Annotated in this window: 18 protein-coding genes and 1 other RNA gene; 5 read left to right on the top strand and 14 right to left on the bottom strand. The window is 44.7% G+C overall.

Annotation, left to right across the window (positions count from 1 at the left end; genetic code table 11):
* Positions 1-3: 3 nt before the first annotated feature.
* From mfd to R8N28_RS17695, 3 genes are all read left to right on the top strand, one after another.
* Complete coding sequence (gene mfd, locus R8N28_RS17705) at positions 4-3465, top strand: transcription-repair coupling factor (protein ID WP_054576370.1); 3462 nt, start codon at positions 4-6, stop codon at positions 3463-3465.
* A gap of 7 nt (positions 3466-3472) precedes the next feature.
* On the top strand, positions 3473-4246 hold the full coding sequence (locus R8N28_RS17700) for a peptidoglycan binding protein CsiV (protein WP_005387825.1): 774 nt from the start codon (positions 3473-3475) through the stop codon (positions 4244-4246).
* 160 nt (positions 4247-4406) lie between these two features.
* Positions 4407-4955 (top strand): GNAT family N-acetyltransferase, encoded by a 549-nt coding sequence (locus R8N28_RS17695; RefSeq protein ID WP_005387823.1) that lies wholly within the window; start codon positions 4407-4409, stop codon positions 4953-4955.
* Positions 4956-5031: 76 nt separating this feature from the next.
* Here the strand turns inward: R8N28_RS17695 and R8N28_RS17690 are convergent, their stop codons facing one another.
* The 7 genes from R8N28_RS17690 to hinT all read right to left on the bottom strand — a co-directional run bounded on the left by R8N28_RS17690 (position 5032) and on the right by hinT (position 11245).
* Entirely contained in the window at positions 5032-6321 is a 1290-nt protein-coding gene (locus R8N28_RS17690; protein WP_005378463.1) for an NAD(P)/FAD-dependent oxidoreductase, read from the bottom strand.
* A gap of 533 nt (positions 6322-6854) precedes the next feature.
* The gene (ycfP, locus tag R8N28_RS17685; protein ID WP_005378464.1) at positions 6855-7397 is read right to left on the bottom strand and encodes an alpha/beta hydrolase YcfP; all 543 of its coding nucleotides are present in this window, start codon (positions 7395-7397) and stop codon (positions 6855-6857) included.
* Between the two features lie 75 nt (positions 7398-7472).
* A complete protein-coding gene (gene thiK, locus R8N28_RS17680; RefSeq protein ID WP_065274289.1) occupies positions 7473-8354 on the bottom strand; it encodes a thiamine kinase in 882 nt (293 codons plus the stop codon).
* Between the two features lie 24 nt (positions 8355-8378).
* Entirely contained in the window at positions 8379-8969 is a 591-nt protein-coding gene (gene lpoB / locus R8N28_RS17675; RefSeq protein ID WP_005378467.1) for a penicillin-binding protein activator LpoB, read from the bottom strand.
* A gap of 66 nt (positions 8970-9035) precedes the next feature.
* Complete coding sequence (locus R8N28_RS17670; protein WP_064353738.1) at positions 9036-9428, bottom strand: YcfL family protein; 393 nt, start codon at positions 9426-9428, stop codon at positions 9036-9038.
* Positions 9428-10825 (bottom strand): COG3014 family protein, encoded by a 1398-nt coding sequence (locus R8N28_RS17665; protein WP_065274288.1) that lies wholly within the window; start codon positions 10823-10825, stop codon positions 9428-9430. The genes R8N28_RS17670 and R8N28_RS17665 overlap by 1 nt, the downstream gene beginning before the upstream one ends.
* Before the next feature lie 69 nt (positions 10826-10894).
* On the bottom strand, positions 10895-11245 hold the full coding sequence (gene hinT / locus R8N28_RS17660; protein ID WP_005378473.1) for a purine nucleoside phosphoramidase: 351 nt from the start codon (positions 11243-11245) through the stop codon (positions 10895-10897).
* Between the two features lie 269 nt (positions 11246-11514).
* Here hinT and R8N28_RS17655 point away from each other — a divergent pair, with 269 nt between their 5' ends.
* On the top strand, positions 11515-13506 hold the full coding sequence (locus tag R8N28_RS17655) for a methyl-accepting chemotaxis protein (protein ID WP_065274287.1): 1992 nt from the start codon (positions 11515-11517) through the stop codon (positions 13504-13506).
* A gap of 163 nt (positions 13507-13669) precedes the next feature.
* The gene (locus tag R8N28_RS17650) at positions 13670-14830 is read left to right on the top strand and encodes a DUF1887 family protein (RefSeq protein ID WP_005378476.1); all 1161 of its coding nucleotides are present in this window, start codon (positions 13670-13672) and stop codon (positions 14828-14830) included.
* Positions 14831-14987: 157 nt separating this feature from the next.
* On the opposite strand, the gene udp is transcribed toward R8N28_RS17650, so the two are convergent.
* From udp to R8N28_RS17615, 7 genes are all read right to left on the bottom strand, one after another.
* The gene (gene udp / locus R8N28_RS17645; protein WP_005378479.1) at positions 14988-15746 is read right to left on the bottom strand and encodes a uridine phosphorylase; all 759 of its coding nucleotides are present in this window, start codon (positions 15744-15746) and stop codon (positions 14988-14990) included.
* Between the two features lie 314 nt (positions 15747-16060).
* Positions 16061-18367: a zinc/cadmium/mercury/lead-transporting ATPase gene (locus R8N28_RS17640; RefSeq protein WP_053307489.1), complete on the bottom strand. Its 2307-nt coding sequence runs from the start codon at positions 18365-18367 to the stop codon at positions 16061-16063.
* A 172-nt stretch (positions 18368-18539) separates the two neighbouring features.
* Entirely contained in the window at positions 18540-18959 is a 420-nt protein-coding gene (locus R8N28_RS17635) for a CBS domain-containing protein (RefSeq protein WP_005378483.1), read from the bottom strand.
* A 244-nt stretch (positions 18960-19203) separates the two neighbouring features.
* A complete protein-coding gene (locus tag R8N28_RS17630) occupies positions 19204-19938 on the bottom strand; it encodes an RNA methyltransferase (protein ID WP_005378485.1) in 735 nt (244 codons plus the stop codon).
* A gap of 212 nt (positions 19939-20150) precedes the next feature.
* Positions 20151-20247: signal recognition particle sRNA small type (gene ffs, locus R8N28_RS17625), an RNA gene on the bottom strand.
* Positions 20248-20384: 137 nt separating this feature from the next.
* Positions 20385-22388, bottom strand: a complete 2004-nt coding sequence (locus tag R8N28_RS17620; RefSeq protein WP_065274286.1) for a GGDEF domain-containing protein — start codon at positions 22386-22388, stop codon at positions 20385-20387.
* A 152-nt stretch (positions 22389-22540) separates the two neighbouring features.
* Positions 22541-23284: a hypothetical protein gene (locus R8N28_RS17615; protein ID WP_005389942.1), complete on the bottom strand. Its 744-nt coding sequence runs from the start codon at positions 23282-23284 to the stop codon at positions 22541-22543.
* Between the last annotated feature and the right edge of the window lie 52 nt (positions 23285-23336).

The raw sequence follows: 23336 nt of genomic DNA, 5'->3' as shown, positions 1-23336 counted from the left end.
CCTATGACAAAAGCAACGATTCTTTCCGTCACAAACCCTTCAGAGCGTGGCGACAAAAAACAGCTAGGTAATTTGCCGGGCGCAGCTCTACCTCTAGCCATTGCAGAGCTGGCCAAGCAGCATTCGAGTCACTCGCTACTCGTTGTGCCTGACCCGCAAATCGCTTTAAAGCTTCAGGCAGAGATTGAGCAATTCACCGACCAAACGGTAAGCCTGTTCCCCGACTGGGAAACGCTGCCTTACGATAACTTTTCTCCGCATCAAGAAATCATCTCTGAACGTATCGCACGCCTATACCAACTGCCAAGTCAACGTGATGGCATAACCATCGTCCCGGTCAGTACAGTATTGCAACGCCAATCGCCACGTGATTTTCTGTTGCAACACACTTTAATGGTGAAAACTGGTGATCGGCTCTCGCTAGAGAAGTTACGTGTACAACTTGAAAATTCAGGCTACCGCCATGTAGATCAAGTATTTGGGCCAGGTGAATATGCAAGTCGTGGGTCTATTCTGGATCTCTTTCCTATGGGCAGCAATGACCCGTACCGCATCGACTTCTTTGATGATGAAATAGATACCATTCGCACGTTTGATCCAGAGAACCAACGCTCTATCGACGATATTCAGCAAATCCAATTGCTGCCTGCACATGAGTTCCCAACCACTAAAGAAGCGATTGAAGATTTCCGTACACGTTGGCGCACCCAGTTCGACGCACGCCGCGAGCCTGAATCAATCTACATGCAAGTGACCAAAGGCACGTGGCCCGCTGGTATTGAGTATTGGCAGCCGCTGTTTTTTGACCATACCGAGACTTTATTTGAATATTTGCCAGAAGACTCTCAAGTCATCACATATGGTGATATCGAATCTGCGGTCGATACTTTCTTAACCGATGTCGAATATCGATACGACCAGAAAAAAGTTGATCCGCTGCGTCCTCTTTTGACTCCTGAACAGCTTTGGTTGAAAAAAGACGAACTTTTCAGTCAACTAAAACAGCTCCCTATCGCTCAATTGAGCCTAGATAAAGTGGTTAAGCGTGCCGGTCGTCAAAACCTACCAGTACAATCGTTAGCCGAGCTTGGCGTTCAACAACAAAATAAAGAGCCGCTCTCGCGCCTTCGTCAGTTTAGTGAGCAATTCAGCGGCAAAATCGTTTTCTCGGTAGAGTCAGAAGGTCGTCGTGAAGCACTAACGGAGCTGTTGCAAGGCATCAAAGTTCGGCCAGTCGTACATGGCTCACTTTACCAAGCTCTAGACTCGGGTGATCGATTCAGCTTGGTCTTAGGCGCAGCAGAGCATGGTTTCATTCACGAAGAGCTGAACTTCGCTCTGATCTGTGAAAGTGATCTACTCGGTGACCGTGTTATCCAGCGACGCCGCAAAGATAAAAAAGCCGTCAACAGTGACACCGTTATTCGCCACCTTGCCGAACTAAAACCCGGCCAACCTGTGGTTCATATTGATCACGGTATTGGCCGCTACATCGGTTTACAAACACTTGAAGCCGGTGGTATGAAAACGGAATACGTCACCCTTGAGTATCAAAACGATGCCAAGCTCTACGTGCCAGTTTCATCACTGAATCTTATCAGCCGTTATTCTGGCGGCGCTGAAGAGAGTGCGCCACTGCATAAATTAGGTGGTGAAGCGTGGGCAAAAGCACGTCGTAAAGCGGCAGAAAAAGTGCGTGATGTCGCGGCAGAATTGCTGGATGTGTATGCAAAACGAGAATTAAAACCGGGCTTCAAATTTGAGCTAGATCGTGGGCAATACGCAACATTTAAAGCAACATTCCCGTTTGAAGAAACAGATGACCAAGCGATGGCCATCAATGCCGTCTTGTCAGACATGTGCCAGGCAAAAGCGATGGATCGCTTAGTGTGTGGTGACGTGGGCTTTGGTAAAACGGAAGTCGCTATGCGCGCAGCATTTGTCGCAACGGATAACAGTAAACAGGTCGCCGTACTCGTACCAACAACCTTGCTTGCTCAGCAGCATTTCGAAAACTTCCGTGACCGTTTTGCCAACTTACCAATCCGAGTTGAAGTACTGTCTCGTTTTAAATCTGCCAAAGAACAAAAAGTCATTCTGCAAGACGTTGCCGATGGTAAAGTCGATATTGTCGTTGGTACGCATAAGCTGCTTTCGAGCGACATTAAATTCAAAGATTTAGGTTTGTTGATCGTTGATGAGGAACACCGCTTTGGGGTTCGTCAAAAAGAAAAAGTCAAAGCAATGCGTGCGGATGTGGACATTCTTACCCTCACCGCAACACCAATTCCACGCACACTGAATATGGCAATGAGTGGCATGCGAGACCTGTCGATCATCGCGACACCTCCTGCACGCCGTTTAGCCATTAAAACCTTTGTTCGACAAAAAGAAGAGCCAGTGGTCCGTGAAGCGGTACTGCGTGAAATTATGCGTGGTGGTCAGGTTTACTTCCTGCACAATCAGGTTGAAACCATTGAAAAAACGGCAGAAGACTTACAGAAACTCATCCCAGAGGCACGCATTACCGTGGCTCATGGTCAAATGCGCGAGCGCGAACTTGAGCGAATCATGAATGACTTCTACCATCAGCGCTTTAATGTGTTGGTGTGTACAACCATCATCGAAACCGGTATCGACGTACCAACGGCGAATACCATAATCATGGATCGTGCGGACAATCTTGGCTTGGCGCAGTTGCATCAATTACGTGGCCGTGTTGGACGTTCGCACCATCAAGCCTATGCTTACTTATTAACGCCACATCCAAAAGCCATGACCAAAGATGCCATCAAGCGTCTTGATGCGATTGCTTCACTGGAAGACTTAGGTGCTGGCTTTACGTTAGCAACCCACGATTTAGAAATCCGTGGTGCTGGTGAGCTGCTTGGTGATGAGCAAAGTGGGCAAATTCAATCCGTTGGTTTTACACTTTATATGGAAATGCTGGAACAAGCAGTGCAAGCATTAAAAGAAGGCAAGGAGCCATCTTTGGATGAGCTGCTTCGTGAGCAAACTGAAGTGGAAATGCGAATCCCAGCGCTCTTACCAGATGATTACATTCCGGATGTAAACACACGACTGTCGATGTACAAACGCATTGCGAGTGTCACAAGCAGTGATGAACTATCAGAGCTAAAAGTGGAACTGATTGATCGCTTTGGTCTGCTTCCAGACGCAACAAAGAACTTACTTGCCGTCTCAGAATTGAAAATTTCGGCTGGTAGTTTAAAAGCGAAAAAGATAGAAGCCCATGATAAAGGTGGATTTATCGAGTTTTACCCTGATGCTGACATAAATCCAGCGTATTTAGTTAAACTGCTGCAATCACAGCCGCAAAAATTTGCAATGGAAGGTCCAACTAAGTTCAAGTTTAGCGTACCATTGGTGGACCGACGTAAACGCATTCAGTTTGTTCAAGACTTACTGAATGATTTTAAACAGAATTTATTACCAACGAGCTAATAGTCGAATGAGAATACTGATCCCGTTATTGCTTCTATGTGTCTCAATGCCCTCTTGGGCACAGCGCCAATTTGATATTGAAGTGATCATTTTCAAGCGAGCAGTCGACGCTGAAAGCACAACAGAATCTTGGCCGAATCAACTGCCAAAAATCGATATGGAAAATGTCGGTAGCCTAGAGAGTGAATCCTACCGCCGCTCTAAAGGCGTGACGCTTTTGCCAAGTTCTTCTTTCCGTCTCAACGCGCAAGAAGCGGCACTAAATAATCATGCCGGCTTTAAAGTGCTTAAACACGTAGCCTGGCGTCAAGGTGACCGAGGTAAATCTAGCGCCCCAATTTTCCGCATCGTTGGCGGGCGAGATTTCTCTGATTCTTATCAAGCAGATGGCCGCCCAATCAATGGCAATAGTAATCAAACATTTTCCAGCGACGGTTACAGTGAAGAGACGGTCAATGGTCCTTTATATGAACTAGATGGTCGATTCCAAATATACGTACAGCATTACCTCTTCGCTGAAACAACACTAGATCTGCGCGAACCAAGTGTTAGAGAGGTGCGTTTTGAACCAACCTCAACTGAGCAATTGGCGGATGACTTAGGTGAAGTAGATGGTAACGTCCAAGTTGGTAACTTGGCAGAAATATCGCCGACAGTAACCGAAGAGAAATTCCTGAAGAGTTATCGAATGGATCAAAAACGTCGTATGCGTAGCAGCGAGACTCATTACCTAGATAACCCGTTGATGGGTATGATCATTCAAGTTCGTCGGGTTCGATAAGCACGAGCGGTTCGACAAAGCGCAGCAAAGCTGCGCTTTGTTTTTATCTGCTATACCTCAGTTATTCCTAACCAACGCAGAGCAAGGAAAATAGCTGCGTTCAAGTATAAATAGACAGCTTTCAATTTACTTACACTCAACATGGAAGTCGTATTAGTTCATGAGTCCAGACTTTGAAATCATTGCGCCCCGCTTAGCGCTCAAGCTCATCCCTGCTGAAGAAGCACATTCACTACAACGACTACTTGCAGAATCCCCTTCGCTGCACCAATGGCTTGACTGGTGTGATAAAAACGTCACATTGAAAACCGCGCAGGACTTTCTGTTGGCAACCCGTCTTAACTGGGTCAAAACTGAGGCTTTTGGTTTCGGTATCTATGAGCGGCAAAGTAACACTTTGGTTGGAATGGCAGCGGTTAATGAGTTATATCATACGTTTAATATGGCGAGTATTGGTTACTGGGTTGCCGACCGCTATCAACGGCAAGGTTATGCCCAAGAAGCCGTTAAAGCCTTAGCAGAATTCTGCTTCGCAAAGCTAAGTTTAACTCGACTAGAGATTGTTTGTGACCCCGACAACGAAGCTAGCCAAGCCTTAATTGAGTCCGTCGGTGCACAAAAAGAAGCCATCGCCAGAAACCGGTTTATTTTTCAGGGTAAGCCTAAAGATGGCGTTGTGTTCTCACTTTTACCGACAGATCTAACATAAACAAAAAGCCACCGACTTGCGGTGGCTTCTGCATTTTTTAAGATACAACACATCCACACAGAGTGGATTTAAAACCTTAGTGCAGCTTAAGGTTTGGACGCAGCACGCGATTAATGCGGCCGACGAGCATCATCAGACCGGTTTTGAATACACCGTGCAACGCCATTAGGTGCATGCGATACAATGAGATGTAAACGACACGAGCAATACGGCCTTCTACCATCATCGACCCTTTAGTTAGGTTCCCCATCAGACTACCAACGGTTGAGAAGCGACTTAGAGACACTAATGAACCGTGATCTTTATATACATAGTCTTTCAACTCGCGCCCGTTGATCTTCGCGACGATGTTACTAAATGCCTGGCTTGCCATTTGGTGTGCAGCTTGAGCGCGTGGCGGCACGAACGAACCGTCAGACTGGGTGCATTGTGCTAAGTCACCAATAACAAAGATGTCATCATCTCGTGTTGTCTGTAGTGTGTTTTTCACTACAAGCTGATTGATACGGTTCGTTTCTAAGCCAGCGATATCTTTAATAAAGTCTGGAGCTTTGATACCCGCAGCCCAAACCATGATTTGAGCTGGGATCTTCTCACCATCTTTTGTAGTAAGGCCATCTTTTTCAGCTTTAGTCACCATAGTGGCGGTGCGCACGTTTACGCCCAACTTCACCAACTCTTGATGAGCAGCAGAAGAAATACGTGGAGGTAACGCTGGTAAAATACGCTCACCTGCTTCAATCAGATTGACGTTCAACTTGCTAGAATCAAGATCACCGAAGCCATAAGTGCGCAGCTCTTTAACAGCATTATGTAACTCAGCTGATAGTTCAACGCCAGTTGCACCAGCACCAACAATCGCAATATCGACCGTACCGTTGCCGTTTTTCGCGTGCAGCTTTAGGAACTCGTTGTTCATTTCTGTACGGAAACGGTGTGCTTGCTCAGGGCTGTCTAGGAAAATACAGTTTTCACGAACGCCAGGCGTGTTGAAGTCGTTTGATGTCGAGCCAATCGCCATCACTAGAATGTCGTATTCTAGCTCACGGCTTGGCATAAGAAGTTCACCGTGTTCGTCTTTAAGCTCACTTAAGATGATCACTTTACGTTCACGGTCGATGTCTTGAAGACTACCCATTTGGAAGTCGAAGCTGTGGTTTTTTGCATGAGCTCGATAGCTCAGTGCATCTACTCCTTCGTCCAAAGAACCTGTAGCAACCTCATGCAATAATGGCTTCCACAAGTGGCTCGCTTTTCGATCGACTAGCGTAATTTGCGCACGGTTTTTGCGACCTAGAGTTCGACCAAGCTTAGTTGCCAACTCAAGACCACCTGCACCGCCGCCTACAACGATAATGCGTGTCACAATGATTTTCCTCTACAAAAATGAATATATGGGGTTCAGCTCGATGCATGACTCACAAACATTTGTGGCATCCATCCAACCGATGAATTCTTGGTTCTTAGAGGTGTCTCAATTACTTGGATTAAAAAACTACCACCCACTTTGATTCTTTATCTATCAATGACTTGTCAGGGTTTGGCATGTTTATCTGGTACGCATACGACGCCAGAAGTTTTTGGGCAAGTTTATTACTCGCTCTCAATTTTTTTTGATATTTATCAAATTATTTTAGTCCGGTTCATTATATAGAGACCAACTTTGAAGGCAACCAAAATCCGTGTAACGAGTATGGATTGACTACTTTTCGACTACTCTACAACAAGGTGTTCGTGCTACATAGGAGGGAAGTAAGAAAACGGTAAGGAGAACACAATATTCAAAGCGTTAAACCAAGAAAATGTGCCTTTCAAAGAGACAGTGGCTCGGCATACTCAAGAGAAGGAATCGCAGCAAAGCAGCCGATAAAAACGCCGCTTTACTGTCTACACTCAACATTAATAAGTATTTTTAAATGCCTTTATCGCTTGTAAATGATGAGAGATTTTTTTGAACTTATGAGACTGAGTTTCATCCCAAATGATCTGATAGTGTTTTTCTAGCTCAGCTGCCGTTTTCGAATTGTCATGCACTTCATCATCTTTAGAGAGAATCACTAAGCAGTGAGCTTGATTTTTCGCTCGGAACTGATCAACACATTTTGTTGCGATATCTTCGTACTCTTCTGGGCGATCGATTCGACCAGCCATCGTTTTTTCTGGGTGCAAGTTCGGGTTGAACATCACTTGCTTGATACCGCATAGAAAACCAATTCGCTCAGACCAGTAACCACCTAAACCAACCCCACAGATTAATGGGTTTGGGTCATCAGATTGATCGATAACTTTAGACACTTCTTTTAACAAGTGTTGCATGTCGTGCTTTGGGTGAAGGGTGCTGTAATTGATAAAACGAACGTCGTCGTCGATAAATTGCAGTTGAAGAACTTTTTCGTGGTTACCCGGGCTTGTACTGTCAAAGCCGTGTAAGTAAATAATCATGTGTACCTCTCCCTGTGTGTATCTGGTACTTTTATTAAAACTACCACTATTTCCTTACTGTTAAAGGGGAAAATATCACGAGTTCTCAAAACAGTGATCTTCCATACACAATGAGCCTTTCAACTCATACGCACTGTTTAAGTATTGTTCAGTTCCCCACAATTTATAGGCAAGTAGATACCAGAGCATCGCCATCACCAAGGTTCTTGGTTGCCAAGCGTGTACACCTCTCAGCCAAAGAGACACATCTTCGATACCTCGAATTTGGCAATACTGCTTTACCGCTTCTTCCACAGGCGCATTCGCGACCTGAATAGTTAAGGTCAAATCTAGCCTAGGGTCAGCAATCCCGGCATACTCCCAATCAATGACTTTCACCCCACTCTCCCCTCGCACTAGGTTGTAACACCCCAGATCGAAGTGACATAGGGCAAGCGGAACAGGTGCAACGTTCGGTTCCGTGCTCCACTTCATGTACAAAGCCTCAAACTCCGTACCCACATACTGACCATCAAGCTCAAGCCAATAATGATCGATGCGAGAAATATATGAAAATGGAACCAAAGGAATTGCGCTTATCGGATATTGATGAATCTTCGCCGCAATGGATAATAAATCGCTTAGTGCTAAGCCTGACTCCGTCAGTGCCTCTCCTTCTATCCATTCCACCAGCAACCCTTGCTCATGAATAAAAACTGGCTTGGGGCCAATTTCCAATGAAGAGACTGCATTCAGCACTTGATATTCACTGTGACGAGAAATTGAAAAAGCCTTGCAGACATGACTGGTCGGTCGCCAGATGTATGCAAGGCCTTGAGAAGATTCCAACCGCCAACAACGGTTGGTGAGCCCCCCGGTAACAGTTTGTAGTTTTACCGGAGGCTCCGTAAAGAAGCCATCGAGAGCGTTAAGACTCGGATCTAACTGTTTTGCTTGTTGCCAAGAAAACCATGCCATTGATGACTTCTCCACCCTGTTCGATTAAAGACCGAATAGGCTCTTAGATTGCGCTTTACGAATTTCAGTTTCATCCGCCCACTCAATCAAACCTGTTTCTAGGTCCATTAGGCGCATGGTCATCTTGTAGTATACATCTTTATCGCTACCTGCATTTTTCACAATGCTAGATAGGTTGCCGTAAAGCATGTATTGAGCACCAACCATTTTACCAAATTGGATCGCTGTGCTTTGGTTAACAAGCTCATCCGTATTTTGGAAGTTAAGTTGTTCACGCACAGACTCAACACGATCCATATCAACAAAACGGAACTTACCTGAGTTCAACATCTTAGTAGAGATCGTGTCAGTAATGGATTCAGTGTCAATATGTTCACTGGTTTTGTTCTTAATTCGCTCAACAAAAACGATAGGACGTTGGTCACGAGTAATTGCTGCTACAGAGCCCGACATCATCATGCTATCCACCATTTCAGCCGCGATTTTTTGTAAATCTGTTGAGCCAAAATCGATAGTCGTGGTTTCTGTTGCTTGCGCATCGCCGTAAGAGACTTTGTTAGAACAGCCACCTAAAATGACGGCAAGACCTAAAAGAGCAATAATACTTTTTTTCATGAGAGTTCCTTAGTTTTTCAATACCAGCGCATCGTTAGCGCGGCAGCTTCGGCAGAGCCGTTAAGATTAATCGTCTTGTGCTTCTCTAATTTGCACACGGAATTTTGTGCCATTTGGATTCACAGTAACTTCAGATAACGTGACTTGCTCAAATCCGCGCACAATCATTTTTCGCCACGGACCAGGTTTGGTATTCACTTCTAAACCATTGTTGTCATACCAATAAAATCGGTAAAGAATGTGCTGATCACCTTTGTAATTGCTACTCAGCAGCACGACTCCTCGTGGGCGATCATCAACGTAAGTGGTGGTGATGTTGTCAACTAATAAGCGACTACCTAAAACGTTATCATTAAAAAATACTTTTTGCGTTTGGCCATCAATTCGAATACCAGCCGTGTTTTCGGCGCATCCAACTAAACCAATAGCCATTGCTAAACAAACAAGCCATGCTTTCATTACAGTCTCCCTAGCTGTTTATGCCACACGGTTGAGTGTGCTCCCTGACGAGATACCCATACCAATGTAGTCTGCTGTGCAGGCACTTCAAACTGATAGGTTTGATCACCCAAGTTTAAACTTTGTGTTCCCGGTTTCACGATTTTTGAAGCCGTTTTCACTTGCGCTGGCAATGTTTGCCAACTTCTTGTATCTGGCTGTTCGGTCAATGTGTTCCATACATTGAAAAGTATGTTGCCTACATCATCGCCTTTTTTCGCCGCCTCTTTTCGGATTCGATCTTTTGCCCAAACACGAAGAGCTTGACGGATCACTATTGTAGTAAGACGTTCATTAAGATCGTTTTGCGCCATCGCATTAACATCAGTCAGCGTACTGGAAGGCAATATCTGACCATTTAAAACAACATCGCTAAAACGTTGAGCACCTCGGTTCTGATAATAAGGAAGCGCCAACGAATAAATCGCGCCATTATCGCGACTGTCGTAAATTGGTAAATCAATACGCCACCCTTTCATCGCCTCAACAACACCCTGCTCATCAATAACGATGACTCGCCCTTGTGACTGAGTTAATCCAGAAGGTGCTTTACCATACCGCTTCTCTAGCATGCGCAAGTCTTCACGCATGCCCAGCTTCTTAGCAGCGTATAAGGTGCTTTCCACAACTTGCTTGTTGTCTGGCATTACAGCGAGTGCTCGTCGGTAATCAACATAAGCACTGTTTAAGTCTCGCGACGCTTCATATAACAAGCCAGAAAGATAGAACAGATAACCATTTTGTACCGCGCTTAGTTTTTTACCAGCATCAGGGTAGTTCGCTAACACACTGCCTAAATTGGCAGACATGCCTTGCTTGTTAAGGTCTTTCTCTGCTGCTTTTAGCTCTTTTTCACGCGCCTTTCTTGCTGCTTCCTGAACTTGATTAGCTCGACGCACTTCAACTAGTGCCCCTTCTAAATCGTTTTTCTGTAAGTAATTTAGTCCTAGATACAGGTGCAAAAAGCCAAGTTCGTAATCGGCGGGATGATAGTCTTGGAGATTGTCGTTCACTGCGAGAGAGCCGACGCTCGTTGCCGTGTCTGACACAGATATCGTCGCACGATCTTGTTGAACACGTACAGCACGATCGCTGCTTTCTAGCGCATTTAAACTTGTTAGGTAATCTTCAGCAAGAAAAGAGATACGACCTTTTTCAAAATTGCCAAGTATCTCGCCACCCACTTCACTTGATTGAAGTTGTTTTGCTTTGGCATATTCCCCTGCAACAACGGCTTGATAAACTTCTTGATTCTGGTTGCTGTAATGGCTAAACAGATTGCCCGCAGATAAATTCGCGCAGCCAGAGGCCATTAAAGCCCAGCTCATCAGCCCTAACAGCTTTACACCTAGTTTCACATTTATCTCCACAAATGTGTCATTCGACAGGAAAAAGAAGTGGGTGAATCACCACCCACTTTTAAAAGCTTAGCTCAATACCATTGGACCTAGAGGGCGGCCGCCTAGTAGGTGCATGTGAATATGGTAAACCTCTTGGCCACCATGTGGATTACAATTAACGATCAGGCGATAGCCGTCTTCAGCAATACCTTCTTCTTTCGCTAACTTTCTAGCAACAGTGAACAAACGCCCCATCATTGCTTCATCTTCAGCTTCTACATCATTCGTTGTTGGGATCAGTTTATTCGGAATAATGAGAATATGGCTTGGTGTGCGAGGGTTAATGTCGCGAAACGCAGTCACCAAATCATCTTGATAAAGGATATCGGCAGGGATTTCCTTGCGAATAATTTTACTAAAGATCGTTTCTTCCGCCATGAGGACTCCATTTTATAAACGTAATTAGACCCCAATTAGTATGCGCCAACCAAAAGCGGAGCTCAATAAAAACAGTGTTCACTTAACATTATTAATCAAATGCTAATTAACGAAGCTTTTTTTGTCGTGTGCGTCATAAAATGCGCGTCACAAACTGAATACAATCCAATGAATTTTGTTACTTTTTTAAGACAATTATTATTTTTATACCCAAGTAAACTCAAAAATGCTTGGGTAGCTTGTCTATTTTTGGGAGAGGAAGCTCACTTATGCGAGGTTCAGTTATTAAAAGGATGTATGCCGGCTTTGCACTGATCATCATCCTATTTGCCGTCACAATTGCCATTATGATGGGAGGAATGAGTGCTATTCACGGAAAATTTGGCACGGTTTCTAAATCATCCCTACCGTTGGTATCGTTATCTAATCAAACCAGTGTTGAGCTGCTTTCTGCCGACAAATCATTTAAAGACTTCCTGACAACAGAGAATAAACAACGCATGGATGAAATGCGTCAGGAATTTGCTAGATCTCAACAGCGCTTCGAATCCACATTGGCTCAACTGAAAACCGCAAGCCAAATCTACCCTTCTCTTGCCGAACCGTTTTCTCAGTTAAAAACGTTAGAGCAGAGCTATTTTACAGAAGCTCTAGAGGCCATGGACAACTACGAAGCAATGTTTGCGGCTCAAGAAGAAGTGCAAAAATCCTCACGCCGCTTCCAAAAACTGAATACCGAACTTTCGGTTGGTCTTAAAGAATATGTGGCAGATCAAACCAGCATTTCTGTCAAAGTCATGGCAAAGAGCTACTTTATCAAGTTAAAAGATGCCGAAGTAATTACCTCTGATGCCCTCGCCAGTTCCAACCCTGAGTTTGTTACGCAAGCCGTAGCTAAAAACCGCAAAGCAGTAACGCACTTGAATTACGCATTCCGCGGGTTGGTGACTCAGCTTCCTGAGCTAGAAAAAGCTTTTGGCGAATCTGTAGAGCAATTTACTCGTGACGTTGGTATGCGTGGCGGTGTGCTAGACCAACATAATAATTACCTCAATGCTCGCGCCGCTTTGTATAACAATATCGCCAACCTAGCAAATAAAGTGGATTCAACCATGGCGATTCTTGAGCAATTCACGACAACCGCAACAGATAAGCTCAATGAATCATTGGCAGACGCAGGTGACATATATTCGGCGGGTGTAACGAAAGCCATCATCATTGGCGTTATTGTCGTTTTACTCGCGACAGCGATTGGCTACCACATCGCTCAAAGCGTTCGCGAACCGTTGACTCGTATTCTAAAAGTGTTAGAAAGCCTGACTGAAGGTGATATGACACAGCGTATCGACATTCGCTATAACAACGAATTCAGCCGTGTGAGTGGACACATTAACTCACTCGCCGACAACCTTCACGAGATCTTGGTGAAACTCAACGAAGCGTCAGAAAACCTATCGTCAACCGCGACAACCAACGAACGCACCTCTTCGCAAGCACAAATTAAATTGAGCTCTCAACGCGAACAAACGGCAAACGTCGCTACCGCGATGACAGAAATGTCTCATTCAGTGCAGGAAGTCGCGCAAAGTGCGCAAGGCTCGCTAGAAATGGTGCAACGCGTCGAATCTGCCTCTGAAGAAGGCAGAAATGTTATGAGCAGTAACATCTCAACCATTAATCAACTAGAAACACGTTTGAACGAATCGGTCTCCGCAGTTTCTGAGCTACAAAAGATGAGTGGTCAAATTGGGTCTATCCTTGATGTGATCCGCAACATTGCGGAGCAAACCAACCTACTGGCATTGAACGCGGCAATTGAAGCGGCTCGCGCTGGTGAACAAGGTCGCGGCTTCGCGGTAGTGGCAGATGAAGTACGAGTACTCGCATCAAGAACGACTCAATCAACCACTGAAATTGAATCCATGATCAGTAATCTGCAATCTAGCTCGCAATCGGCGAACCAAGTCATACAAAGCTGTATGAGCGATATGGAGATGTCGGTTGAGCAAGCATCAAAAGCGAACAGCTCAATGGAAGAGATCCAGGCGCTAATCATCGAAATCAGCCAAATGAGTACGCACATTTCACAAGCAGCAGCAGAGCAAAGTGAAACATCAACAGACATTGCTCGCAGCATTGAAGATATTAACAACATCGCCGATGAAAGTTTCCAAGCCATGTCGAGTATCGCACAAACCAGTGAATCACTGACCCACTTGGCTCATCAGCAAAATGAATTGGTCCACCGATTTAAGTTATAAATACTTTATAATTAAGAGCATTAATTAGTGCAATCAACTGTATAAGGGCGACTTTTTGTTAAGTCGCCCTTGTTTTTTGTCGGCCATGTCTACATATGATTAATAAGGCCAGCTCATCCCCTTGCACAACTCTTTTCGAGCGGCCTCATAAAAAGGAAAATCTATGGCTGTTCATGTTGGTATTATCGACCAAGACCCAGTGAGATTGGTCACTCCTCTATTAGATAATCGTACGCTAAGCACACATATCGTCTTCATCGGAGACAAGAGCCAGTTAGATATATTTGACCGACTGAGTGCCGTTTTAGATCAACGAGAAATTACTTCTGAATTTTTTGAAATTCCATCCGCTGTTAATACATCTCTGATCAAACAAGCAATTCAAAAACTGGCAAAAGATCTCCATGAACGCGGCGAAGATGTAAAATTGAACGCGAGCTGTGGTCTTCGTCATCGCTTGTTGTCGGTGTACGAAGTTTTCCGTACCTATCGCTGGCCAATTTTTGTGGTTGAGCCTAGTAGCGATAAGCTTTGTTGGTTATACCCTGATGGCAAAGAAGATACCCAAGTCGAAGATCACATTACGATTGCAGATTACCTCACTATCTTTGGTGCACGCGGCGAGTTTCACCACGTTGATTTACCACCTCTTCTTGATAAAAAATTGTATGAACTTGGTGAACGATGGGCCTCAAATGCGCTTGAGCTTGGGCCAGGTCTAGCAACACTTAACTACCTTGCAACCACATGCCGCAAAGAACAAAAGCTTGATGTCGAGCTCTCCGAAAAACAGCAGGGCTACCGTGAGCTCAACATGTTGCTTTCAGATTTAGTAGAAGCAGAAATCGCCACCTATGAGAATGGCGTTTTAACGTTTGCAGATGAAGATGCTCGACGCTTTTCAAACGGTGAGTGGTTAGAAACTTTGGTTCACAGCACCGTGAAGCAAATCCAAGACACCATGCCGACGATCCAAGATCGATCGTTAAATGTTCAGGTTTATCGCAAACTTGGTGAAAGTGAAGTACGCAATGAGTTAGATGTCGCAACAGTTGTAAACAACAAGCTGCACATCATCGAATGCAAAACCAAAGGCATGAGAGATGACGGCGACGATACTTTATATAAGTTAGAATCGCTTCGCGATCTATTAGGTGGCTTACAAGCGCGCGCAATGTTGGTGAGCTTCCGTCCTCTTCGTCACAATGACATTACTCGTGCTGAAGACTTAGGGCTAGCCCTGATTGGCCCTGATGAGCTTAAAGATTTAAGAACGCACTTAACTGCTTGGTTTAAAGACGCGGGCGGTTCAGACGAGATATAGTGCCATTAAGAAAAGCTAAAATTCACAACGATAAAAAGCAGCATTAATGCTGCTTTTTTTATACCTAAATTTTAGCTGTACGCATTTCTATAAGTAGAAAAAAACCAGAGGTTAGCCTCTGGTTTTTTCTGTTTGTTTAAATGCCAACTATAGCGGCTTAAAGCATTTTACGCGCTGCTTCTACAACCACTTTAATTGAACGCGCTTCCGTTTCTTTCAGAGTTGAATGATCTGGAATCTCTTTTTGTGTACGGTTGATGATAACACCAGCCACACAACCCGCTTTTAAACCAGAGCTCGCACACATTGTTAGCAGTGTTGCCGACTCCATCTCGAAGTTAAGTACGCCCATGTCTTGCCATTCTTGCATAGAGCCTTGGAAACGCTTAACAACACGACCAGAGAACGTATCGTAACGTTCTTGACCAGGGTAGAACGTGTCGCTTGATGCAGTCACACCCATGTGAACTGTAGCGCCAGACTCTTCTACCGCTGCTTTCATTGCGGTTGCTACTTCAAAGTCAGCAACTGCTGGGAATTCCATAGGAGCAAAGTGTAGGCTCGCACCGTCAAGACGAACTGACCCCGTCGTTACGATCATGTCACCCACGTTTACATGCGGTTGAATTGCACCCGTTGTACCAACACGTAGGAAAGTGCGAACACCAAGCTGTGCCAATTCCTCAACTGCGATAGAGGTAGAAGGACCACCAATACCTGTAGAACAAACCACAACAGGTTTACCGTCTAGCTCTGCACGGTATAGCGTGTATTCACGATGGCTTGCTAGAAATACTGGATTTTCCATTTGTTCTGCGATTTTTTGAACACGCGCTGGGTCACCAGGAATGATCGCTAGAGTCGCACCATTAAGATCAGCTTCAGTAACACCTAAATGGAATACAGCTTGAGACATAAGTCGCTCCTTATTGTGGCTTATTTTATGAACAATAAGCTCATTAATCAGTTATTGGGTACAGATGCACTGTAGCGAACCTTTCACCAACATAGAGTGATCACAATCACAATGACAAAATGTAATGAAAATGAAATTTCAAACAAAACTGGTATTGATCACACTTTAAGGGGCATTAGATCATTTTGTTGCATAGCAATGCGTGATTTCAAGGACGAGAAAAACGTCTGATCGCATCAGGTGAATACGGTTAAAAAAAGCCCGATACACGAATGCCTCGGGCTATTAATGAGTGGGATCAATGGTTAGGTCAGTTATTTGATCTGCTTGGACTCAAAACGAAGTAATCTCAACGCATTCAATGTCACCAGTGCTGTTGCACCACTGTCGGCTAATACAGCAACCCACAACCCAGTAACACCAAGTAAACTTGTCACTAAGAATACACCTTTCAAACCTAGCGCTAACGCGACATTCTGACGAATGTTACTTAGCGTCGCACGCGACAGTTCTATCATGGCAGGTAGCTCAATCAAACGGTTGTGTGTTAACGCCGCATCAGCAGTCTCGAGCGCAACATCCGTACCGCCTCCCATCGCAATGCCGATACTCGAAGCTTTCATGGCTGGAGCATCATTGATACCGTCTCCCACCATCGCAACGGTGTGTTGTTGTGATAGCTTCTCGACGTAATGCACCTTGTCTGCAGGTAACAAACTCGCTTTATAATCCAAGCCTATTCTATTTGCCATTGCTTCTGCACTTCTCGGGTTGTCACCCGTTAGCATCACCGACGTGACCCCAAGTTCCTTCAACATTGCGATGGCTTGCTGGGCATCTGAGCGCAATGTGTCTTGCCATGCGATCACGCCAATGACCTCGTCATCGTAACGAACAATGACAACCGTTTTACCTTGTTGTTCCAACGTAACTACTTGCTCTATGGCTTCCTGAGAAAGTGGAAAGTCTGCCTTTGAAGGCGTGACCACTTGGACCATTTTTCCATCGACGTAACCAGTGACACCAGAGCCTACTTGCGCGGTTTTATCCAACGCTTCAGGAATAGTAAGCCCCTGCTCTTGCACTTTGGTAACTAAAGAAACCGCTAGAGGATGACTTGAACCAACCTCGATTGACGCAGTTAGGCTAAGTAACTTGTCTTCATCCATATCAAAAGCAAAGACATCAGTCACTTCTGGTTTACCTTGCGTCAGTGTCCCAGTTTTATCAAATGCGACAGACTCAACCTTGCCAAGCAACTCAAGCGCCGCACCACCTTTGATCAATGCGCCCCGCTTAGCAGCTGCCGCCAAGCCAGAAGTGATCGCCGCAGGCGTTGAAATGACTAATGCACATGGACAAGCAATCAACAGCAGGGCGAGTCCTCGATAGATCCACGTTTCCCACGGTTGGGCAAATAGTAATGGCGGCGTAACGATAACCATCAGAGACACCAGCATCATTAGCGGCGTATACCAACGGCTAAATTTATCAAGAAAGCGTTCTAATGGTGCCTTACGGGATTCTGCTTCTTCAATCAAATGAAGAATTCGGTCTATCGCATTCTCGCCCTGACGGGAAGTCACCTGTAAGCGAACCACTTTATCGACAACCACAGCCCCGGCCATCACTTTGCCACCGGTTTGATGTTCAACGGGAACAGATTCTCCCGTTAACGCACTTTCGTCAAAACTCGCAAGCGCATCTTGCAAAACACCGTCGGCAGGCAAACGACCTCCGGGGGCGACTTCTATGATATCCCCTGGTTTAAGCTGAGCAGCTGGTACTTCTTTACGTTCACCATCAATTATTAAAATTGAATTTTCTGGGACTAAGTCCATTAACGCCTGGACACCGCTTCGCGCGCGAGATGATGCATATGCTTCTAACTTTTCACCAATAAGGAAAAGCAATAACACCATTGCGGCTTCGGCGGTTTCACCTAAATATAAAGCGCCGAGCGCCGCTACACTCATTAACGTTTCAATCGCAAAAGGCGTACCGCTACGCGCCAACTTAAATGCTTTGAGCGCGATTGGGTATAAACCAAGTAAACACGTCAAAGTGAATAACCAAGCGCTTATTTGAGGGTCGATCTTAGAAATTACTGCCGCAGTAGCCATTGCACCAGCAATCGAGAGAATTTGGATGTTGTCTCTTATGACGCCAAGCCAGCCTTTCTTTGTAGTGCTTGGTTTTGGAGCATCCAGTGAAGAGAGCGGGAAACCCGTTTTTTGGGCTGTCTGCTCTATCGTAGCTATCAGCTCTAGACCATCAAAATCGACGACCAGTTTTTCTGTTGCAAACAAAACCTTGGCTTGGCTGACGCCTTGTAAAGACGTAATGGCTTTCTCAAGCTTTTGCGCACAAGATGGGCAATCCATACCTGACACAAGCCAAGCGTTCCGAACGGAGGAATTACTCTCCCTTGTGGGATCGTCTTCCTCGCCTGTGTCAACGCTGCAGCCTCCTCCACTACAGCAAGAGCTTTCAGAAACATCAACACTGGCCTGAGAGATATTGAGGGAAGATTTTACTGGCGCACAGCATGACTCGCTTGCACCAAGCGGCACCGCAGTTTTGATTTTGCTAGATTGGCAACCTTGATGTTTTGTACACATAATTTTTTCCTTATTGGTATCGGTGATTTACCTATTGCTAAGGATAAACCTTAGAGTAAGCTCCAAGGTCAAGATAAATTTGTACAGTTCGGCGATAGAAAATAAAAAAGACGCCGAAGCGTCTTTCCAAACCAGTTTAAAAGCAATATTCCGTAAAATTTAAACAGAGAGGTTAAACGGGATGCTTAAAACACTCATTTAATGTCATTCCGATGGCACGCAGCACGTCTCTTCTTGTGATAACACCAACCAACTTACCTTTGCCATCCACCACTGGATACATTTTCGGCTTTCCAACTTTCATCATGTCAGCCAGTTCAATTACTGACATTTCTGGAGAAACAGATAAGACATCATCATGCATACACTCTTGTACCGTATGTGTATCTTGGCAGTGATAACTTGCTTTCACCAACTTATCTAATAAGTCTTGCTCCGATAAAAACCCAACCACTTTTTCATTTTCATCAATGACAGGGCCACCTAGTGTGACACTTTGCATTACTTTGTTTAAAGCTGCCGAAAGTGACATATCTTTCGTGAAAGTCACCGCTTGCAACGTCATGTAATCTTTTACTTTTAATGAATGCATTCTTATCTCCTTAAGGGCATTTTATTGCGGCCTTTAGATAAGTGTCGCCTAATTTCCTGATTTTACTAAATGGAAAGGAGTAATTTTATTTATAGGCACAGCCTATTGAACTAAAACAAAATTAACTCACCGAACAACATTCACTGTATTTCGTTAAACGCAAGATTCAGCCAGGCTGATTTTTCTAGGCAAAATACAACAAAGCCAGTCAATTGACTGGCTTTGTTATTATGTAATTGTTGCGTTAGCTATGTTGGCGGCGCATGTTGTCTAAAATAATGCCAGTCGCCATCGCGACATTCAGTGATTCGGCACCGCCAAACGCCGGAATCGTGATCTTATCTGTCACGAATTTTGCTGCGGCTTCACGCACACCATGAGATTCGCTGCCCATCAACAAAATACCTTCAGCAGCGAAATCCGTTTTATGAACGCTCTCTCCTTCCAAAAACGCGCCATATACTGGCAATTTGGCGTGTTCCAAGTAACTTGGCAAATCCACCAAACTCACTTGTACGCGGCCAAAGCTGCCCATGGTCGCACTGATCGTTTTAGGATTATAAGGATCAGCACAATCTGTACTCGCAATAATGTGCTTGATGCCATACCAGTCTGCAACACGAATAATCGTACCTAGATTACCAGGGTCGGATACACCATCTAGCGCAATCATCAAGCCTTTCGCTTGAGGCTCTTTTACACTCGGAATTTCAACCACAGCAATGGCCGCATTATTGCTCACAAGCGTGCTCGCTTTGGTCAATTCATCAAGCGATGCTTCAACACAATCAAAACGATTTAGCGTACCAGCATTTTGTTCGAGAAATGCCGCTGTTGCAAAAACCTGCTTCACCTTCAATGAACTACTTGCTAGCTCTAGTACGTTCTTTTCACCCTGAACTAGGAATAAGCCATGCGCTTTACGCTGTTTCTTTTGACCTAAAGCACGAAGCAGTTTTAATTGGTTTTTTGAAATCATTAAAGTATCCCAGGTGAAAATGGTTATTCGGCGAGTGTACCCTAAACAATCTTCACGACAGTTCGGTATCAAGCGGATGAGATTATAAATTATACCTAAATAACCTCAAGAAGCTTGATCATCAGAAGACGTTGAACACCAAGCGTAGCCAAAATAAAAGAAGGCTCAAAAACGAAAAAAGCCCTGCGATAACGCAGGGCTTTCAAAGGGTGGGACCCCAGCCACATCCCGGCACACAAGTCACACGCTGCGGCTGCTTCCTTCCGGACCTGACCGAGTTCACGAGCTATTGTTGCGAGAGGACCAGAGCCCCATAATTCTTTTCGAGAGGTCTTGCCTCAATCGATGGGGCGATTATTCAGTATCAGCTCTCATAATGCAAGAGCAAAAACCTTGAATTTCATCATTTCATTACCGTTTGAACAAAACTCGATCAATTCATTCCTTTATGATGAAACCGTGCAGTCACGATAAGAGGAGTCGTGCCGTGAGGACTGCTTACTCATGTACATGTCTTCATCAGCCAAATGCATCGCTTGCTCTAAGCTCATGTGCCGTTCCCTTTTTGCAGAGAAACCAATAGAGATACTTATAGACTCCAAATCACTACATAATTTGCCTTTCACATCGATTCTACTGAGCTCTCTCATTGCTCTAGTTAACTCGGCTTGCGTAGGATAACCCAGTAATATGAACTCATCCCCTCCAATTCGATAACATCTTCCCGACCAGACATAATGAATTTTTAGTGCCAGTAGTTGTAAAACTTCGTCCCCAGCGCGATGCCCATAAGTGTCATTGATTCGTTTGAAATGATTAATGTCTAAGTAAAGTATGGATAGATCTTTGTTTACTCCTTTTCGATACTTTACTTGCAACGCACGACGATTCCTTAACCCTGTTAAGTTGTCAGTGTTCGATTGACGGTAAAGATAAAGCGAAACACAAATAGCAAACAATAATACAAAGATAAACACAGCTTGTGTTTGCGTCGCTAATCGAATCTCATATTCAAGTGCGGTACGCCAATCTGGGCGTACATCGTACTGAGCAATGATCTTATCAACTTCTAACATCGCTATCGCTCGACTGAAGAAAGGCGCAAGCATGGCTCCTTTTTCATTCGCGACCAATCCAACAGAGAGTTGTGACTCATAAAACTCGCCAATAGCGGTATCCTGCTCTATCGGAACCAATTCACTGAGACGTAAAAAATGATTGAGCATCGCCGTATCCATCGGAATGTAATCGACTTCTTCATTTAGTAGCCCCTGAATGAGCTCTTGTTGGGTACGATAACGTTTGAGTTCTTTTAGCGGTAACAGTTGCGTCATCATTTGATCGAAAAAGTCATCCTTAACTACGCCAATCCGCTCAGATATCAACTGTGAAACATGAGAGTATGTGCTCGGTTTGTAACCTAAACGCTTGACCATCACCGATGCTGGCGCGTAATGGGGCTTTGGAAAGTAGCTAAATGCGCGCCGCTCACGGCTGACCGTTAACGGCGCCAAAATTTCGAAATTACCTTGGATAAACTCATGGTACATAGAACCCCAGCTTTCACCAGGCTCACTAATGATCAAGCAGTTTAAAGCCAAGATCTCACAGCTTCTCAGGACTACATCAGCCGTCATCCCTTCGACACTACCATCTGCGTTGTATACAACATATGGAAAGATAGATTCGAGCTTAATCCGTATTGGTTCATTAAAATCAAGGGGTAATAAACGAATAGAATCACGCAACGCTGCTCGCCTTAATTCAAATTGATACTGGGAAATTTCTTCGCGAAGCTGCTTTTGCACCGCTTCCCCGTGAATAAACGTAGCGAACGTGTCCAACTCTTCAAGATGATGATCTTTTTTACTGATGATGGATACGGGCTTTATCGAAATCTGATCATTGAGCATCTTGGCGTCAAACCCCTCCATCAGCATCGGCTTGAGCTGGTTAATGGCATCGACAACGCCATCCACAGCACCTGAACGTAGCAGTGTTACTGCTTGTTCGTGACCTTGATAAGAGATCTGTTCTAGCTCAGGGTAGTGTTGTTTAAGTAATTGGGCATAAACTGTATCTTTGGGGACGCCAACACGCGAAATGTCACTCAACGTCGAATCTTTTAAACCAAAGAGGTAGGTATATTCGATATTTGTTGGGCGGGAATAACTAAAACGTTGAGCACGTTCTTGTGTGTAAGTGATATTCGCAGCAAAGTCCGCTTCCCCATTCGCTACTGAATTTAGAATGGCATCAAAGCTGGAGTAGTTCACGTATTGAACGGTAAAGCCAAACTCCTTTGAAGCAGCATTGAAAAGAACACGAGTGACGACATCATCCGCTTCACTCGCGACTTTATAATGAGCAATTAAAGGGGCTTCGGCTTTTACATTCAAACTCAAGAGGCAACATGCAAAAAGCAACAGTGTTCGAGCAAAAGTTGTCATGACAAACTTATCTTAAATCAACCACTTATATTGTGGTTATTATTATTGGAAGTGTAGTAAATATGAAATGAAGAACATATACTAATCTCCATTTTGTTCCACAACCAATTCGATACTCTGCCGCACATGTCACTTTTTACCTGACTAAAAATTCATAATTCAGCCTGTTCATCGCTACTACGTAAAATATAGTCAGTCATCCAAGCCGTCCCTAACAAACAGATCCAAACCACGAAAACAGGGTTTGGCACATCCGTGGTCGGGCTGACGACTAAAGCGGCAAAACCCACAGTCGGCAATGTCCAACATAATAATTTGCTCCAACGAATGGTATGTTGAAGCTTCGCAAGTGCTTCCATTGACGCTAACATTCCCGTCAAACTTAACGCCATAAGAACGGCGTACGGTAGGCCTGCAATCCACAATGGGAGCAACAAAAACAACGGCCACCAGCTGTGTTTATTGGATGGCGTCCAATGCGCAGCCGACCACCACATCGCCATAACCGCAATGGTTTGAACCACTGTAACCCAAGCAGACCCATCCAGCTTACCGCCTTGCTGTGTGACCATAAGACCAACTTGCAGTGTAAGTACAATAAGACCAGCGGTGAGCAACACGCCTAAAGAGCTTCTACGAGAAAACACCACCATTAAAAGTGGGAAAAGGATCAAAACACCAACCGACAAAGCAATTGGCTGCATTGAGAGTGTCGCACCAAAAGCCATCATCGCGCCCAGCAATACTAAGCCAGCGAACCCACCTTGTGGCAGAACCCACAGCGCGGGGATCATAAGTGCAAGAACGGGAATGTCACCCTCGCTCAAACTCATCGCCCGAACGCAGACAACAGCGAGTAAGGTCGTAACGAAAAATTGAAGTGTCGATAAAATCATAGCGCCTCCTGGCTTCCCCACCTACTTGGTAACTCAACGGCAAAAACTGGGA

It is taken from the genome of Vibrio sp. Vb1554 (assembly GCF_033344235.1).
The sequence above is the reverse complement of the archived record's forward strand: the minus strand, read 5'-3'. Positions and strand labels throughout refer to the sequence as shown.

What these genes read in the sequence shown, in the direction of transcription:
- R8N28_RS17615 (WP_005389942.1), bottom strand. Translation starts at nt 23,284, where the DNA reads ATGATTTTATCGACACTTCAATTTTTCGTTACGACCTTACTCGCTGTT.
- R8N28_RS17620 (WP_065274286.1), bottom strand. Translation starts at nt 22,388, where the DNA reads ATGACAACTTTTGCTCGAACACTGTTGCTTTTTGCATGTTGCCTCTTG.
- lpoB (WP_005378467.1), bottom strand. Translation starts at nt 8,969, where the DNA reads ATGAAAAAAAGTATTATTGCTCTTTTAGGTCTTGCCGTCATTTTAGGT.
- ycfP (WP_005378464.1), bottom strand. Translation starts at nt 7,397, where the DNA reads ATGATTATTTACTTACACGGCTTTGACAGTACAAGCCCGGGTAACCAC.
- R8N28_RS17630 (WP_005378485.1), bottom strand. Translation starts at nt 19,938, where the DNA reads ATGATTTCAAAAAACCAATTAAAACTGCTTCGTGCTTTAGGTCAAAAG.
- R8N28_RS17650 (WP_005378476.1), top strand. Translation starts at nt 13,670, where the DNA reads ATGGCTGTTCATGTTGGTATTATCGACCAAGACCCAGTGAGATTGGTC.
- R8N28_RS17635 (WP_005378483.1), bottom strand. Translation starts at nt 18,959, where the DNA reads ATGCATTCATTAAAAGTAAAAGATTACATGACGTTGCAAGCGGTGACT.
- R8N28_RS17700 (WP_005387825.1), top strand. Translation starts at nt 3,473, where the DNA reads ATGAGAATACTGATCCCGTTATTGCTTCTATGTGTCTCAATGCCCTCT.
- R8N28_RS17640 (WP_053307489.1), bottom strand. Translation starts at nt 18,367, where the DNA reads ATGTGTACAAAACATCAAGGTTGCCAATCTAGCAAAATCAAAACTGCG.
- R8N28_RS17670 (WP_064353738.1), bottom strand. Translation starts at nt 9,428, where the DNA reads ATGAAAGCATGGCTTGTTTGTTTAGCAATGGCTATTGGTTTAGTTGGA.
- thiK (WP_065274289.1), bottom strand. Translation starts at nt 8,354, where the DNA reads ATGGCATGGTTTTCTTGGCAACAAGCAAAACAGTTAGATCCGAGTCTT.
- udp (WP_005378479.1), bottom strand. Translation starts at nt 15,746, where the DNA reads ATGTCTCAAGCTGTATTCCATTTAGGTGTTACTGAAGCTGATCTTAAT.
- R8N28_RS17655 (WP_065274287.1), top strand. Translation starts at nt 11,515, where the DNA reads ATGCGAGGTTCAGTTATTAAAAGGATGTATGCCGGCTTTGCACTGATC.
- hinT (WP_005378473.1), bottom strand. Translation starts at nt 11,245, where the DNA reads ATGGCGGAAGAAACGATCTTTAGTAAAATTATTCGCAAGGAAATCCCT.
- R8N28_RS17695 (WP_005387823.1), top strand. Translation starts at nt 4,407, where the DNA reads ATGAGTCCAGACTTTGAAATCATTGCGCCCCGCTTAGCGCTCAAGCTC.
- mfd (WP_054576370.1), top strand. Translation starts at nt 4, where the DNA reads ATGACAAAAGCAACGATTCTTTCCGTCACAAACCCTTCAGAGCGTGGC.